The organism is Sinosporangium siamense (assembly GCF_016863435.1).
GTDB classification, from domain to species: domain Bacteria; phylum Actinomycetota; class Actinomycetes; order Streptosporangiales; family Streptosporangiaceae; genus Sinosporangium; species Sinosporangium siamense.
This window is the reverse complement of sequence record NZ_BOOW01000058.1, coordinates 36,868-51,526: the sequence shown is the minus strand read 5'-3', so window position 1 is coordinate 51,526 and position 14,659 is coordinate 36,868. Positions and strand designations below refer to the sequence as shown.

13 protein-coding genes are annotated in these 14,659 nt (G+C 67.9%); 10 read left to right on the top strand and 3 right to left on the bottom strand.

Annotated elements, in window-relative coordinates; genetic code table 11:
- Window positions 1–1,026: a carbohydrate ABC transporter permease gene (locus Ssi02_RS37185; protein WP_239130368.1), complete on the top strand. Its 1,026-nt coding sequence runs from the start codon at window positions 1–3 to the stop codon at window positions 1,024–1,026.
- A 131-nt stretch (window positions 1,027–1,157) separates the two neighbouring features.
- Here the strand turns inward: Ssi02_RS37185 and Ssi02_RS37180 are convergent, their stop codons facing one another.
- Together Ssi02_RS37180 and Ssi02_RS37175 are read right to left on the bottom strand one after the other, a co-directional pair.
- Window positions 1,158–1,394, bottom strand: a complete 237-nt coding sequence (locus tag Ssi02_RS37180; protein ID WP_204033056.1) for a hypothetical protein — start codon at window positions 1,392–1,394, stop codon at window positions 1,158–1,160.
- Window positions 1,395–1,707: 313 nt separating this feature from the next.
- On the bottom strand, window positions 1,708–2,958 hold the full coding sequence (locus tag Ssi02_RS37175) for a hypothetical protein (RefSeq protein WP_204033054.1): 1,251 nt from the start codon (window positions 2,956–2,958) through the stop codon (window positions 1,708–1,710).
- Between the two features lie 200 nt (window positions 2,959–3,158).
- Here Ssi02_RS37175 and Ssi02_RS37170 point away from each other — a divergent pair, with 200 nt between their 5' ends.
- Complete coding sequence (locus Ssi02_RS37170; protein ID WP_275410803.1) at window positions 3,159–4,835, top strand: serine/threonine protein kinase; 1,677 nt, start codon at window positions 3,159–3,161, stop codon at window positions 4,833–4,835.
- A 10-nt stretch (window positions 4,836–4,845) separates the two neighbouring features.
- Window positions 4,846–4,986 carry a hypothetical protein gene (locus Ssi02_RS37165; RefSeq protein WP_204033146.1) on the top strand — a complete coding sequence of 47 codons (141 nt, stop codon included), beginning with the start codon at window positions 4,846–4,848 and terminating at the stop codon, window positions 4,984–4,986.
- A 682-nt stretch (window positions 4,987–5,668) separates the two neighbouring features.
- On the opposite strand, the gene Ssi02_RS37160 is transcribed toward Ssi02_RS37165, so the two are convergent.
- On the bottom strand, window positions 5,669–6,568 hold the full coding sequence (locus Ssi02_RS37160; RefSeq protein ID WP_204033050.1) for a LysR family transcriptional regulator: 900 nt from the start codon (window positions 6,566–6,568) through the stop codon (window positions 5,669–5,671).
- A 130-nt stretch (window positions 6,569–6,698) separates the two neighbouring features.
- On the opposite strand from Ssi02_RS37160, the gene Ssi02_RS37155 reads away from it, so the two are divergent.
- The 7 genes from Ssi02_RS37155 to Ssi02_RS37125 are packed head-to-tail and all read left to right on the top strand — an operon-like array spanning window position 6,699 to window position 14,621.
- Entirely contained in the window at window positions 6,699–8,285 is a 1,587-nt protein-coding gene (locus Ssi02_RS37155) for an ABC transporter substrate-binding protein (protein WP_204033048.1), read from the top strand.
- The gene (locus tag Ssi02_RS37150) at window positions 8,282–9,298 is read left to right on the top strand and encodes an ABC transporter permease (protein ID WP_204033046.1); all 1,017 of its coding nucleotides are present in this window, start codon (window positions 8,282–8,284) and stop codon (window positions 9,296–9,298) included. The genes Ssi02_RS37155 and Ssi02_RS37150 overlap by 4 nt, the downstream gene beginning before the upstream one ends.
- Window positions 9,295–10,185: an ABC transporter permease gene (locus tag Ssi02_RS37145; protein ID WP_239130359.1), complete on the top strand. Its 891-nt coding sequence runs from the start codon at window positions 9,295–9,297 to the stop codon at window positions 10,183–10,185. Before Ssi02_RS37150 ends, Ssi02_RS37145 begins: the two co-directional genes overlap by 4 nt.
- On the top strand, window positions 10,182–11,099 hold the full coding sequence (locus Ssi02_RS37140; protein ID WP_204033044.1) for an ABC transporter ATP-binding protein: 918 nt from the start codon (window positions 10,182–10,184) through the stop codon (window positions 11,097–11,099). The genes Ssi02_RS37145 and Ssi02_RS37140 overlap by 4 nt, the downstream gene beginning before the upstream one ends.
- A complete protein-coding gene (locus tag Ssi02_RS37135) occupies window positions 11,096–11,881 on the top strand; it encodes an ATP-binding cassette domain-containing protein (RefSeq protein ID WP_204033042.1) in 786 nt (261 codons plus the stop codon). Before Ssi02_RS37140 ends, Ssi02_RS37135 begins: the two co-directional genes overlap by 4 nt.
- Window positions 11,878–12,771, top strand: a complete 894-nt coding sequence (locus Ssi02_RS37130; protein ID WP_204033039.1) for a carbon-nitrogen hydrolase family protein — start codon at window positions 11,878–11,880, stop codon at window positions 12,769–12,771. Before Ssi02_RS37135 ends, Ssi02_RS37130 begins: the two co-directional genes overlap by 4 nt.
- 38 nt (window positions 12,772–12,809) lie before the next feature.
- A complete protein-coding gene (locus Ssi02_RS37125) occupies window positions 12,810–14,621 on the top strand; it encodes a serine hydrolase domain-containing protein (RefSeq protein WP_204033037.1) in 1,812 nt (603 codons plus the stop codon).
- Window positions 14,622–14,659 lie beyond the last annotated feature (38 nt).

The window sequence follows — 14,659 nt, the reverse complement described above, 5'->3', positions numbered from 1 at the left end:
ATGGATGTCACACGCCGCATCCGCACCGCGCTGATGACCATTGTGGCCTTCGGCATCGCGGCGGCGATCCTCTCGCCGCTCGTCCAGATGGCGTTGTTGTCGGTGAAGAGCAGGGAGCAGGTCTCTCAAGCGCACTCGCCGGTCCTGCCGTCCGACCCGCGCACCTTCGAATACAAGGGCGAGAGCCACGACGTCTACCGGGTGCCGATCGACGGTGAGATCCGAGAACTCGCGCTGGTCGAGAAAGGCCGCACCGAAAGCGGATTCATCGACCCCGACAATCCCGGCGCGGGCCTCATCACCTGGGAGGGGTCCTGGCGCAACCTGGAACCGAGCTGGGAGATCGCGCCGAAGTGGTCCAACTACACCGACGTGTGGGGCCTCATCGACTTTCCTCAGCTTCTGACGAACACCATCGCCCTCGCGGTCATCAGCACCATCGGCACCGTCCTTTCGTGCACCCTGGTCGCGTACGGCTTCGCCCGCTTCCGCTTTCCCGGCCGGGGGGCGTTGTTCACGCTCCTCATCGCCACCATTTTCCTGCCGGCGACCGTCACGCTCATCCCGACCTACACGGTCTACGCGCACATCGGCTGGGTCGGCACCTGGTTGCCACTCCTCTTGCCGACCTTCTTCGCCAACGCCTACAACGTCTTCCTGATACGGCAATACATCATGACCATTCCCCGGGAGGTGGACGAGGCCGCCTCCCTTGACGGAGCCGGTCCCCTGCGCATCCTGGTCTCGGTGATCGTGCCCCAGGCATGGCCGGTCATCACGGCGGTGACGCTGTTCAACTTCGTCTACACCTGGAACGACTTCCTGGTCCCGCTTATCTACCTGTCCGGCAGTCCCGAACTCCAACCCCTCCAAGTGGGCCTAGCCGCATTCAGCGGTCTCCACGCCACCAACCCCGCTTACGTCCAGGCCGCCACCATGATGACGATCGCGATTCCCGTGCTGCTGTTCGCCTTCTTCCAGCGCACATTCGTCCGCGGCATCATGAGCACTGGAATGGACAAATAGCAGAAGCGCTGATCTCGCGGGTCAGGGCTTATCGCTTGCAGGGGATCCGCCGGCGAACGAGGGGGCCGCCGATCGCGACCCCCTCCATGCAACCCGCCGCCTACGAAGCGCGCTCCCTTACAAGGGGATGTTCAGAGGATGTCGAGCGACGGAAGTGCGAGGTTGGGATACGGCACGAGCTGGGTGGGAGCCGGTACGAGCAAGACATCGGGAAAGCTGAAGCTGGTGCCCCCAGCCGGACCGCCCAAAATCGACGGCACCGGGTTGGCGGCCATGGCGGCCGGGGCGACCGGGCCGCTCATCGCGGCAACGAGAAACAGGACGGCGGTGAGACGTTTCGTGATGCGCACGGACAGCCTGCCCTTCATCGAAGTTACTCCCACCAGGGATGATAGCTAGATGAAACTAGATAACTACCTAAAGTGATGACGAAGGGTCGCCTCCCGGTGCCCTCAGAGGTCGTGCTAGCTATGAGGGGGTCGCGGGCCAAGACCTTCGGCGCTCATGAGGACACCTACCGCCGGTCGAGCGGGCGTCGGCTCATCTCAAGCCGAGTGGTCCGGCCGCTCGTGACCGGCCCCACGCAGTGAACCGCCGTTGTTAGAGCATGCTGTGCGGGCAAAGCCCGGGTTCGCGGGAATGCGCACTGAATGCCACCTCTGACGGAGCGCGAAAGCGAGGTCATCGACCGGTAAGCCGCAATCGGGCAATGGCAGCTCGTTCCTGTGTGCCCCTGCCGCTCATCGATCCCACCGCCCAGACGGTTTTGCCGTCCGGCTCGAATGCCATCGCCTCCACCGCGAAGAAGTCACCCTTCCCCGGCGTTTCCGGCAAGGCGGTCAGGCGGCGCATGGTGACCGAGTCCCCGGCGGGCTCCACGTGCCAGCTTTCGCGGAGCAACCGGCCGCTGGTGGCCATGACGAACCCGTCGCCGTCGTCCGAGGCTAGCTTGTGGCAGCAGTAGGGGAACTTGTGCCGCATGGCCACCTTGCGCCATGTCGTCCCATCCCAGCGCACCAGGGCGACCTCGTCCTCCGGTTCGTTCTCTACCTCGCCATGGTTGAAGGTGTGCATGCCGATGGCCCACCCCTTGCCGTCCAGCATGGACACGCCGCTCAAAGAGGACTCCTCCTCGGGGGCGCCCGGCGGCGGAAAGCGATACTCGGGGCTGGGCACCAGTCGCCACGAACCACCGGCGAGGCGCATCGTCGCAGGCTGAGTCAGCGGCTCCTGCGGCTCGGTGGCACGGTGCCCCACCGCCCACAGATCGCCGGGGTCACCCCCTGACAATGCGACCGCACTCGCGGGCAACCGTACGGCCCGCCAGCCGTGCCCGTCCCAATGGTGCGCCCACTCCCCGCCGTAAACCGCCCACACGTTGTCCGGCCCTGCCGTCTTGAGGTCGCTCACCCAGGCGTTCTCCATCCCGGGCCACGGCGGCAGCTCGCCCTGGGAGCGCCACTGCGAACCGTCCCAGCGAAAAGCCGTCAACTGCTTCCCGGGTGTGGCACGGCCCAGCAGCCAGACCTCGCGCGAGCCGGCCGCGGCGAGCCGCACCGGTTCGTGCGGGTTGAGCCCCGAGGGTGCGGCGACCTCGTTCCACCGAGTGCCGTCGAACCGCAGGAGCAGGAGGGAGGACGCCTCCGACCCCTCGGTGTGCGTCGCCCCGATCGCCCACGCGTCGCCGGGGCCGGAGACGACGATGTCCTTCAGCGCGCCGCCCGTTTCACCGAGGTATGCCTGCTGCCACGCGCCGGACGCGATGGGAGGGGCGGACGCGGCCTGGCTCCCGCCGTCGTCGCCTGGGCTGGAAGTCACCGCAGGAGCAGAGGATGTACGGCTCCCGCCGGCGTCGCGTGGGCCGGGGGTGTCGGCCGTGCACGCGGTGAGGAACATGAGGAGGAAGGCCGTGGTCGCCGCTAGCCGGTTCATAACACCTACATACCAGGGCCGGGTTCGCTCGCTCGACCCCCCCAGGAGATCTCCTGGCATATCGGGATGGGAACGGTTCAGGAGACGAAGCCTGGACAATGTGAATCGCAGTTGGAGATCATGACCTGCTGGCTAACCCGAAATTCTCTGGGTGAAATGTCAGCCTCTGTCCCTCGAATCATCATTGGGTAGCCAGTTCCATGCATGCACCCCCCGGGGACCTCCCCTTTGCCCCGCTAGGCCCTGGCGACCCGCGCCAAGTGGGACCTTTCCATCTTTCCCACCGGCTCGGGGAAGGTGGCATGGGGGTGGTGTTCGCCGGCACCGACCGGGACGGTCGTCGTGCCGCGGTCAAACTCATCCACCGCGAACTCGCGCACGACCCGGAATTCCGCCAGCGTTTCTCCAAGGAAATCGATCTCCTCCAGCGGGTCGGCGGCAGATTCACCGTCTGCGTGCTGGACGCGGACGACAAAGCACCACAACCCTGGCTCGCCACCGAATACGTCCCCGGCCCCACCCTCGCCCAGCACGTGGACAACGGGGGACCGCTCGGCGAGGAGCAACTGCGTGCACTCGCGGCCGGATTGGCCGAGGCACTCTGGTCCATGCACGCCGCCGGAGTGATACACCGCGATCTCAAACCCACCAATGTGATCCTTTCGCCCACCGGGCCGCGCGTCATCGACATGGGTGTGGCCCGGGCGTTGGAGGAGAGCAGCGTCACCGGAACCGGGGCGGTGGTGGGCTCACCCGGTTGGATCAGCCCCGAGGAATACCGAGGCGACGAGGTCGGCCCCCCTGCCGACGTCTACGGGTGGGCGCTATTGCTGCTGTTCGCGGCCACCGGGCGCCTGCCGTACGGCATGGGCCGGCCCGAGGTGCTCTCGGTGCGCGTGCTGACCGAGACCCCGTCGGCCAAGGCACTCCCGCCGGCGCTGCGCGGCCTGGTCGAGGGGGCACTCTCCAAGGACCCCGCCGGACGCCCCGGGATCGAGCGGCTCCTGCGCGCCACGACCGGGGAGGGAGAGCCGGAAAGGGCCGGCCAGACCGTGCGGGACGACGTCACCCGTTTCGTCGAGCGGACCTGGGTCATGCCGCTCGGCATGGAACGGGCGTGGACAAGCCCCGCCCCGGGGATCCGGCGGCGGAACAAAACCGCCCTGATCGCAGGGGGAGTGGTCGCCATCGCGGCGGTTTTGGCCGCAGGGATGTTCATCGCCCGGGGCGGGGGACAGGGCAGCGCTCGCCTCGCCTCCGCCGGCGCACCCCCCACGGCGACCGCGTCGGCGTCCACGACCGGCTCGGAGGTGCCCCCGACCACCACGCCCCCGGCCGTCGCCGTCGCCACCGCGTCGCCTTCCATCGCACCCGTGAACGGGGGGAAACGGAAGGTGGTGCTGAGCGAGCGTGTGTCGTTCAGTCTTCCCGAGGACTGGACCTACTTTATGGATCCGGCCGCCGGCCCCCAGTCGATCTGCATGTTTCCCAAGGGTGTTGCAGACAGGGTCGGTTCCTGCGGGGAGCATGGCATATTTCTGCACACGTGGCGAGGGTCGGCGACACCGCCCGGCAGACGGAAACTCGGCGACGACCCCGACGTCCTCAACCAGGACGTCAGCGGTGATGTGTGTTATCCCTCGGGCCCCAGCCGCAAAGGGACGATGCTCAAAAGCGGCCTGCACCGCATCAACGACCGCCGCGCCTATTACCGCCACGCGCGCAGCCACTGCAAAGACGGGTCGCTGGTCGAACGGGAATATCTGCTCCTCCCGATCAGCAAGGTGTACTTCGTCGTCGACTCCTTGTCCAAAAAGCACCGTGCCCAGGCCGAGGAGATCCTCCAGTCCTTCAAGTTCCCCAACAAACCTCAGTGAGCCGCCGTCCGTGAGCGCCCAGCCCCAAGCCACCCTGCTGAAAAGCGATCCCCGGTCCATCGGCCCCTATCGCCTCGTGCACAGGCTGGGCGCGGGCGGCATGGGCACGGTCTACGCCGCGGTCGACCGGCAAGGCATGGCAGACGTCTGACGACCGCGACGTCACCCGGTTTCTCGACCGCACCTGGGTGATGCCTCCTGAAGAGGCACCACCGTGGAAAGTGCCCTCCGCCCGCCGAGTGCGATATTCCCTGGTGGGCGCCGCGGCCGCGGTGTCTCTGGCCTCGGCGGGCGGCCTGTTCGCCGGTGGGTTCATCCGTTGTCACGAACCGTCGTATGACCGAGCCGTTTTCGGCCAGCAGCCATGCCGAGCCGTCGCCCTGCTCGCCGAAGTAGTAAGCCTGTGCCCGGCCGAATCGCGCGCTGAGCGTCCGGCACGACTTGAGCACGTCCTCATGGCGCCCGCCATCACAAGGATCGCACCAAGGACCGATCACCAAGATCCAGCCGTCCACTTCCGGACTGACGTATACCCAGGACAGGTGGCGGCGACCGTCGAGATCACCGTGTGCGGCGGCGTCCAGCAGTTCCCTGGCCTGCGCGAACGTGACCGGTCTCAGTTCGGACAAGCCGAGGATCTCCATCACACCCGCCTGGTCGCCGGTGGGCACCGCCATCCAGTAGTTCCAGCAGGTCGTCACCGGCTCAGGCCAATCTGTGTTCTCAGCTCGCACAGTTCCCACTATGTCGGGTAGGCCCACTCGGCACATCGTGAAGACGGAGTTTGGTGATCCGATCGGTCTGCGGGAGGTGCTGGCTGGGCCTCCTTCCAGTCAGACATGGACCGAGGGTGACACGTCCGGTCCATAAGTGATGACGCAATAGGACGCCAAGTCGTCCGCCAAGGTCGCCAGGGTGTCGGCGGCGTAGTGGGTCGGGTCCCAAGCCGCGTAAAGGTCGATGGCGAGGCTTCCCTGCGGGGTCAGTACGGCGAGGGCCCGCAAGCCATAGCGCGGGTCGTCGGAGACGACGGCGATGCCGTGGCCGGCGGCGGCGAGGGCCTGGGCGATTTGGGGGACGGTGGTTTCGAAGGCGATGTCGCAGCGGTGGCCGGCGTCGAGGACGGCGTGGTCGAAGCGGCGGCGGGTGCCGTGGTCGGCGGTGAGGAGCAGGAGGGGTTCGCTGACGAGATCGGCGACGGTGATGTGGGTGCGGGTGGCGTAGGGGTGGGTGGGGGGCAGGTAGGCCCAGATGGGGAGGTGGGCGAGGGGGCGGCCGGCCAGGTGGCGGGGCGGGGGTGTGGTGGAGATGGCGAGGTCGGCGCCGCGGCCGAGGGTGGCGTAGGCGGTGGCGGGGAGTTCCTCGCGGACGGTGATGAAGGGGTCGGCGGCGGTGGTGGTGGCGATGAAAGGGGCGATGACGTCGGCGATCGTGGTGGGCGGGGCGGCGACGGTCAGGCGGGGCGGACGGCCGGCGGCGAGGTCGCGGAGGGTCGTCTGGGCGTGGCGGGAACGGGCGATGAGGTCGCGGGCGATGGGGAGGAAACGTTCGCCGGCGGCGCTGAGATGGAGGCGCCCGCCGTCGCGGACGAACAGGTCGATGCCGAGTTCGCTCTCCAGGCGGCGGAGCTGGCGGGACAGGGAGGGCTGGGCGACGAGTTCGCGTTCGGCAGCCTTGACGGTCGAGCCGGTCTCGACGATGGCGAGGAAGTAGCGGATGTGCCGTAACTCCATGGGCGTGTGCTCCGGGCCGGGTCAATGCCTGAAAAGCATGGGTCGACGAGCTTGTTGGTATTGGACAGTATTTTCGCAGGTGGGCAGAATGCTGGCAATCGTTCAGGTCTCCGGAACATCAGGAGCCCCTATGCCAACTCCCCTCAAACGACGCGGAACCGCCGCCGCGCTGCTCGCCGTGGCCCTCACGGCGGTGACCGCCTGCGGTGGCGGTGGCGGTGGTGCCGGTGCCAAACCGCCTCCCGCCCGCGTACTCAACGTCGCGACGTCAGCGAACATCACGACGTGGGATCCGGTGAAGTCGTTCTCCACCGAGATCTTTTACATGGCCAACGTCTACGAGCCACTGCTCTGGAAGAACCCGCCCGGATCGGCCGAGCCGTTCCGGCCGGCGCTGGCCGAGAGCTGGGAGGCCAGCGCGGACAAGAAGACCTGGACATTCAAGCTGCGGCAGAATGTAACGTTCCATGACGGCGAGAAGTTCAACGCCGCCGCCGCGAAGGCATCCGTAGAGGCGGCGCAGGAGCGCGGTGGCGCTTCCTTTATCTGGGCGCCGCTGAAGAACGTCAAGGCGCCCGACGACCACACGCTGGTCTTCACACTGAAATACGCCGCGCCGATGGAGCTCATCGCCTCCTCGATGTACGGAGCGTGGATGGTCAGCCCGAAGGCATTGGCCGCCGCCAAGGGCAACGACAAACATTTCGAGAGCGGCACCGTCGACGGCGGCACCGGGCCGTACAAGGTGACCGAATATCAGCCGGGCAAGCAGGTGGTGCTGCGCGGCTTCGACGGCTACTGGGGACAGAAAGGCGCCTACCCCACGGTCGTCTCGCACATCACCCCCGAGGCGGTCACCCAGCAGCAGATGCTGCAAGGTGGCCAGGTCGACCTCGCCTCGGGGCTTCCGCTGGAGAACATCGGCCAGCTCAAGGCCGACCCCAATCTGGACGTGGGGGAGTGCGCCACGGCCAGCAATTATGTGGGCTTCTTCAACACCGCCCGCAAACCGCTCGACAACCCCAAGGTTCGTCAGGCGCTTTCGCATGCTCTGCCGTACGACGACATCATCAAAATCGGCGGTGAGGGCTTCGGCTCAAAGGCCTACGGTGCTGTGCCGCAGAGCATCTTCCCCGGCGGCACCGACGTGCCGACCTACACCTACGACCTCGCCAAGGCCAAGGCGCTGCTGGACGAGGCCGGCGTGAGCGGGCTCAAGCTCAAGATGACCTACGCCGCGGAGAATCAGGCGCAGAAGCGTTTCGCGCCGCTCATCAAGGACTCCTTCTCCAAGATCGGCGTCGACGTCGAGATCAGCCCGATGCTCTTCAACCAGCAGTGGGAACTCGGCAAGGGCGACCCGGCCAAGGCCCAGGACATCTTCCTGCTGCTCTATTGGCCGACCTACAGTGACGGCGGTTCGGACAACCTGTATTCCCTCTTCCACTCCAGCGAGAAGCCGTTCTTCAACCTGAGCTACTGGAAGAACAAGGAGTTCGACGGCCTGCTCGCCAAGGCGGGCACCTTCACCGCGACCGACCCGGACAAGGCCAAGGCGCTCTACACAGGCGCCCAGAAGATCCTCGTCGACCAGGCCCCCGGCTTCTTCCTCTACGACGTACGCAACCCCCTTGTCTCGCCGAAACGCATCAAGGGCCTGACCTGCAACCCGGATTACGCGTTCAACATGTTCTTCAACCAACTGGCGCCTCGATGACACGATTCCTGCTCCGCAGAGCAGCCACCTCCGCCCTGGTGCTTCTCGGTGTGATGCTGGCGACCTTCCTCCTGGCGAGGGTGGTGCCGGCGAGCCCGGCAGTGGCCTACATCGGCCCGAAAGCACAACCGGCGGACATCGCCAGGGTGGAGCGGGAGCTCGGGCTGGACCAGCCGCTGCACATCCAGTTCTGGCGATACCTCAGCGACATGCTGACCGGCGACTGGGGCGACTCGATCGGCACGAAGCAGCCGGTGCTCCAGGAGATCGGCACCCGCCTGCCGGCCACCCTCGAACTCCTGATCGTGGCGATGGTGGTGGCCGTCGCCGTCGGGCTGGTGCTCGGGGTGATCGCGGCCCGCCGCAAAGGCACCAAGCTTGACCATCTCATCAGGCTGCTCAGCATCGGGGGTGTCTCGATGCCGGCGTTCTGGCTGGGTCTGCTGTTGCAAGTGGTGTTCGTCCGGGCGCTCGGCCTGCTCCCCCCGACGGGACGCCTCGGGCCCGAAACGCCGTTCGTCTCCCCGATCACCGAGCTGACCGGCCTCTACACCGTGGACGCCCTCCTCACGGGCAACATGACGGCCTTCGGTGACGCTTTCCTCCACATCCTGCTCCCCGCCGCGACCCTCGCGGCCTACCCGGCCGGAGTGGTGGCCAGGATGACCAGGGCAACCATGATCGAAACGCTTTCCCAGGACCACGTCCGTACGGCACGGGCCTACGGTCTGGCCGAGCGCACCGTGACCTGGCGCATCGCGCTCCGCAACGCGCTGCCGCCGGTGACGACGGTGTTCGGCCTCACCCTCGCCTACTCCCTGACCGGCACCTTCTTCGTGGAGGTCGTGTTCAACTGGCCCGGCCTCGGGCAGTTCGCCGCTCAGGCGCTGCTCAACGTCGACTATCCGGCCATCATGGGCGTCACCGTACTCGGCGCCGTCGGGTATGTGCTGGTCAACCTGGTCGTCGACCTGATCCAGGCCCGGCTCGACCCGAGGGTGGGGCTGGCATGAGCCTGCTGTCCATGTCGAAGACCCCGCCGATCGCGACGCTCCCCGAACGCGGCGTCTACCGCAGGCTCCTGCGCGACGGGCCCGCCGTGCTCGGCTTCGCCCTCGTCGCCCTGCTTGTGCTGGTCGCGGCGTTCGCGCCGCTGCTCGCGCCGTTCCCCGAGCAGGGCGCCGGCGCGGCCAGCGTCGCCGACCGCAACCTCGCCCCGAGCCTCACCCACTGGTTCGGCACCGACGCGATGGGCCGCGACATCCTGTCGCGCATCGTGTACGGCGCACGCCCGGCTCTCCTGGTGTCGATGGCGGTCGTCGGCCTCGCCGTACTCGTCGGGGTGCCGCTCGGGCTCATCGCGGGGTTCCGCGGCGGGCGCCTCGACGAGGCGATCATGCGGGTGGCGGACATGTTCCTCGCCTTCCCGCCACTGCTGCTCGCCATGGTCGTCGTGAGCCTGCTCGGCCCGTCGCTCTGGAACGCGGCGATCGCGCTGGTCGTGTCGTGGTGGCCGTGGTATGCCCGCCTGGTGCGGGGCCTCGCGCTCTCGCTGCGGGAACGCCCGTTCGTGGAGGGGGCCCGCACGCTCGGATTGCGTGACATCACCATCATGCGGCGGCATATCCTGCCGAACTGCTCCTCGCCCATCCTTGTGCAGGCCACGACCGACATCGGCACCGTGCTGCTGGCCGCCGGCTCGCTGGCCTTCATCGGCCTCGGCGCGCAGCCGCCCACACCCGACTGGGGACTCATGGTGGCAGAAGGCCGGACTTACGTCTTCTCCCACTGGTGGATGTCGGCCTTCCCCGGCGCGGCGATCTTCCTCGCGGTGCTCGGCTTCAACCTGCTGGGCGACGCCCTGCGCGACGCGCTCGACCCGAGGGAGGTGGGCCGGTGACGACCCTGCTGAGTGTGGAGGATCTGGAGATCTCCATCGGAAACGGGCGGCCGGTGCGCGGGGTGAGCCTGCGGGTCGGCCCCGGCGAGATCGTCGGCGTGGTCGGCGAGACCGGCTGCGGCAAGACCCTGACGGGCCTCGCCGTACTCGGCCTGCTGCCCCCCGGCGCGCACGCCTCCGGGCGGGTCGTGCTCGGTGGCCGTGACCTGCTCGGGCAGGACAGGCGGGCCATCCGGGGCCGTGAGGTCACCATGGTGTTCCAGAACCCCGGCACCGCTTTCGACCCGGTGACCACCATCGGGGGGCAGTTCGTCAGGGTGCTGCGCGCCCACACCGGATGCACTAGAAAGGCGGCATACGCCAGGGCGGCCGAGCTGCTCACATCGGTCGAACTGCCGGACCGCGTGCTCAATGCCTACCCGCACCAGCTCTCCGGTGGCATGCTCCAGCGCTGCATGATCGCGCTCGCGCTCTCGTGCGAGCCGTCGCTGGTCATCGCCGACGAGGCCACGACCGCGCTCGACGTGACCGTGGCCCGGCAGATCCTCCGCCTCCTGCTCCAGCTGCAACGCGAACACGGCTTCGGCGTGATGTTCGTGACCCACAACCTCGCCGAGGCACGCGACATCTGCGACCGCGTCTACGTGCTCTACGCCGGCCGGGTAGTCGAGGAGGGTACGGCTTCCGCCGTACTCGACGGGCCCCGCCACCCCTACACGCGGGCGCTGCTCGGCGCGCTGCCCCGGCTCGACGCCCCCCGCGGGCGGCTCGACTCCATCCCGGGCAGTGTGACGCACGCCGACCAGGGCTGCTCCTTCGCCGACCGTTGCACCGACGTCCGCGACCTCTGCCGGACCGAGCTGCCGGCCGCGCGCGACGGCGTGGCCTGCCATTTCCCCGGAGGTGCCGCGTGATCCTGTCCGTCACGGGCCTGGTGAAGACGTTCGGCGCGGTGCGGGCCGTCGACGGCGTCGACCTGTCGGTGGCCCCCGGCGAGACCTACGCCGTGGTCGGCGAGTCCGGCTCCGGCAAGACGACGCTCGCGCGATGCGTGCTCGGCCTCATCCGCCCCAGCAGCGGATCGGTCGTGGTCGACGGCGCCGACACCGCCAAAATCAGCTCGGGCGAGCTGCGGCTGCTGCGCCGCCGCGTGCAGATCGTGTTCCAGAACCCGCACGCCTCGCTCAACCCGCGCATGACCATCGAACGCCTGGTCGCCGAACCGATGCGGATCCGCACCGGCTCCAAAGGCGCCGCCCTGCGCGAGGAGGTCGTCGCCGACCTCGAACGCCTCGGCCTCGGCACCGCGCATCTCTCCCGCTATCCGCACGAACTGTCCGGCGGGCAGGCTCAGCGCGTCGCGCTTGCCCGCGCACTGGCGCTGCGGCCACGCCTGCTGGTCCTGGACGAGCCCACCTCGGCACTGGACGTGTCGGTACAGGCGCAGATCCTCAACCTCCTCGCCGACCTGCGCGCCGACGACGGCCCCGCCTACCTCCTGATCAGCCACGACCTCGCCGTCGTGCGCCACCTCGCCGACCGGGTGGGGGTGATGTACGGCGGGCGCCTCGTCGAGGAGGCCCCCGCCGAGCAGCTGTTCGACGCACCAGCGCACGACTACACCCGACAACTCCTCGACTCCGTGCCCGGCCGGGGCCGCGCGTCGATGGACCTATCACTTGGAGTTCAACCTTGAGCAGAATCATCGGGGTCACCGCCGCACAGGTTGCGCCCGTCGTGGGCGACCCCGCCGCGACGCTGGAGAAGTTCCGGTTCGAGGTGCGCACCATGGCGGCGTCCATGCCCGCCGTCGACCTGCTGGTCTTCCCCGAGCTTTACCTCACGGGACTCGGCAGCTTCGACAGCCCGGTCATCCCCGGGTTGTTCCAGGACATCGCCGAGCCGATCCCGGGCCCCCTCACCGACGAGGTGTGCCGGATCGCCGCGGAGGTCGGGAAGTGGATCGTTCCCGGGACCATCATCGAGCGTGTCGGCGACAAGATTCACAACACCGCGATCGCCGTGTCGCCCGAGGGTGAGATCGTGGCGCGCTATCGCAAGCTGTTCCCGTGGATGCCGCACGAGTCGTGCGTGCCGGGCGACGAGCATGTCACCTTCGACATCCCCGGCGTGGGCCGCTTCGGGCTCGCCATCTGCTACGACGGCTGGGTGCCGGAGATCTCCCGCACGCTCGGATGGATGGGCGCCGAGGTGATCATCCAGCCGACCTACACCCGCACCTGCGACCGGGCCCAGGAACTCGTGCTCGCCCGCGCCAACGCCATCACCAACCAGCTCTACCTGATCAACCCCAACGTGGGCAAACTCTTCGGCACCGGCCGCAGTGTGATCGTCGACCCCGAGGGGCGCGTGCTCGCCGAGGCCGGCGACGGCGAGGAATACCTCACCGTCTACCTCGACCTCGACCTCGTCTCCACCGTCAGGGAACACGGCACCGCCGGGCTCAACGCTCTGTGGAAGCAACTCCGCGACGCGCCGCCGCCGTTCCCGCCCGCTCTGTACGGCTACAGCACGGGGGAGGTGATGCGCGACCTCGGCCCGTTCCCCGTCACCCCTGTCGCGTGACCGCCACCCTCGACGTTTTTCGTGGTTTTGGAGCAATAATGCGCACCCCCCTGGTGTTACGTACTGCGATCACCTCACTTCTCCTGGCCGCCGTGGCGGTCAGCCCTGCCGCCGCGACCACCCCCGACGTTTCGGAAGCCGCTCATCGTGGCGGTGCCGTACCCGGCGATCCCCTGACCGGGTCGGGCGCGGTCGACCGGAGCGTTTTGACCTCGGCCGACCTGCTCAACGGCACGGCGTCCGCACCGGTGGCCGACGAGGCCTTCGCCGTACCCGAGCAGGCCGCCATGCCGGCGCACACCTTCGAGGGCAGGCTCACCCTGAGCGGGGAGGCCACCGGCGGCGGCCTCAAGGAGGTGCGGGACGACGACAACGACCTCGGTGACGGGGACAACCCGGCCCGGCATCTGCCGGAGATCTCGCTGGAGTTCACCCAGACCGGCAGCCACCTTGTGCCCAAAGTGCAGGGCCTGGTGATCACCGGACATCCCACCTGGAACCTCATCACCGGGCCCGGCCGGGTATGGCGGGAGAACGGCGACAACGGGTGGTCGCGGGCTTCGTTCCCGTTCGCCCTGGTGTTCCGGAACCACAACTGCACGCAGAACGGGGCGATGTCGTTCCTGTTCAACCGGTCTTCGGTGAGCCAGGTGCGGTACCAGGTCACGCAGGAGACGTGTCTCAGCATCAAGTTCGACATGTGGGGACAGCTTCCGGCTACCTACCAGCCCTACCGGGTGCACGGCGCCCAGGGGCTTCGGGCGGCTCATGCTGCCGAGGTGGGTGCCCGGCTGCCCACCAAGCCGTTTGAGCAGCTCGCGGTGGACTATCCCGGGATCGACCTGGCCCGTTTTGGGGCGGGGACCGGTGTCACGCGTGAGCACCTCACGGTCTATGGCCTGCTCTACAAGGGTGTGAACTACGTGTCCGGGTGTCAGACCCGGCACGGGACCTACGCTTTCTGCGGGGACATGCGTCTTCCGTCGTATTCGACGGCCAAGACGGCGTTCGCCTCGGTGGCGCACATGCGGCTGGCGCAGAAGTACGGGCTCCAGGTGGGCGATCAGCGCATCGGAAACCTCATCCCCGAGGCCCGGCGCGCGGCGGCCGACTGGAAGAACATCACGCTGGAGAACGCCCTCGACATGGCGACCGGCAAGTACGGTTCGCCCGACTACATGGCGGACGAGGACACCTCGATGGGGGCGTTCCTCGGCAGCGAGTCGTTGCGCGACAAGATGCGGGCCGCCCTGCAATACGACACCAAGGAGGCGCCGGGTAAGCGGTGGATCTACCACACCTCCGACACGTTCCTCGCCACCCGGGCGATGGGCGCCTACCTCGACAAGCAGGGCAGCCGTCACCGTGACGCGTTCTCGCTGCTGCGTGACGAGGTGTTCGCCCCCCTCAAGCTCAGCGCCGGGACCATGACCACGCTGCGCACGGACAACAGCCCGCAGGGGGCGCCGTACGGTGGCTATGGGTTGTTCTGGAACACCGACGACATCGCCAAGGTCGCCAAACTCCTCAACAACGACAACGGCAAGATCGGGCGCAACCAGGTCCTGCACCCCAAGGTCCTGGCCGACACCATGCAGCGCAACCCGGCCGACCGCGGCCTGCCCACGGCCAACGTGCCGCTGCTGTACAACAACAGCACGTGGGCCAGCGCCTTCCCGCCCGCCGCGTCTGGCGGTTGCACGTACCACGTTCCGTTCATGTCCGGGTTTGGCGGCATCACCGTGGCCATGATGCCTAACGGCGCTTCCTACTACTACTTCAGCGACAACAACGAGTTCGCCTGGGGCAGCGCCGTACGCGCGGCCGAAAAGCTCGGGGCCAACTGCTAGCACCACTCAAAAGGAAGCCCCAGCTTGCGCCTCTGACC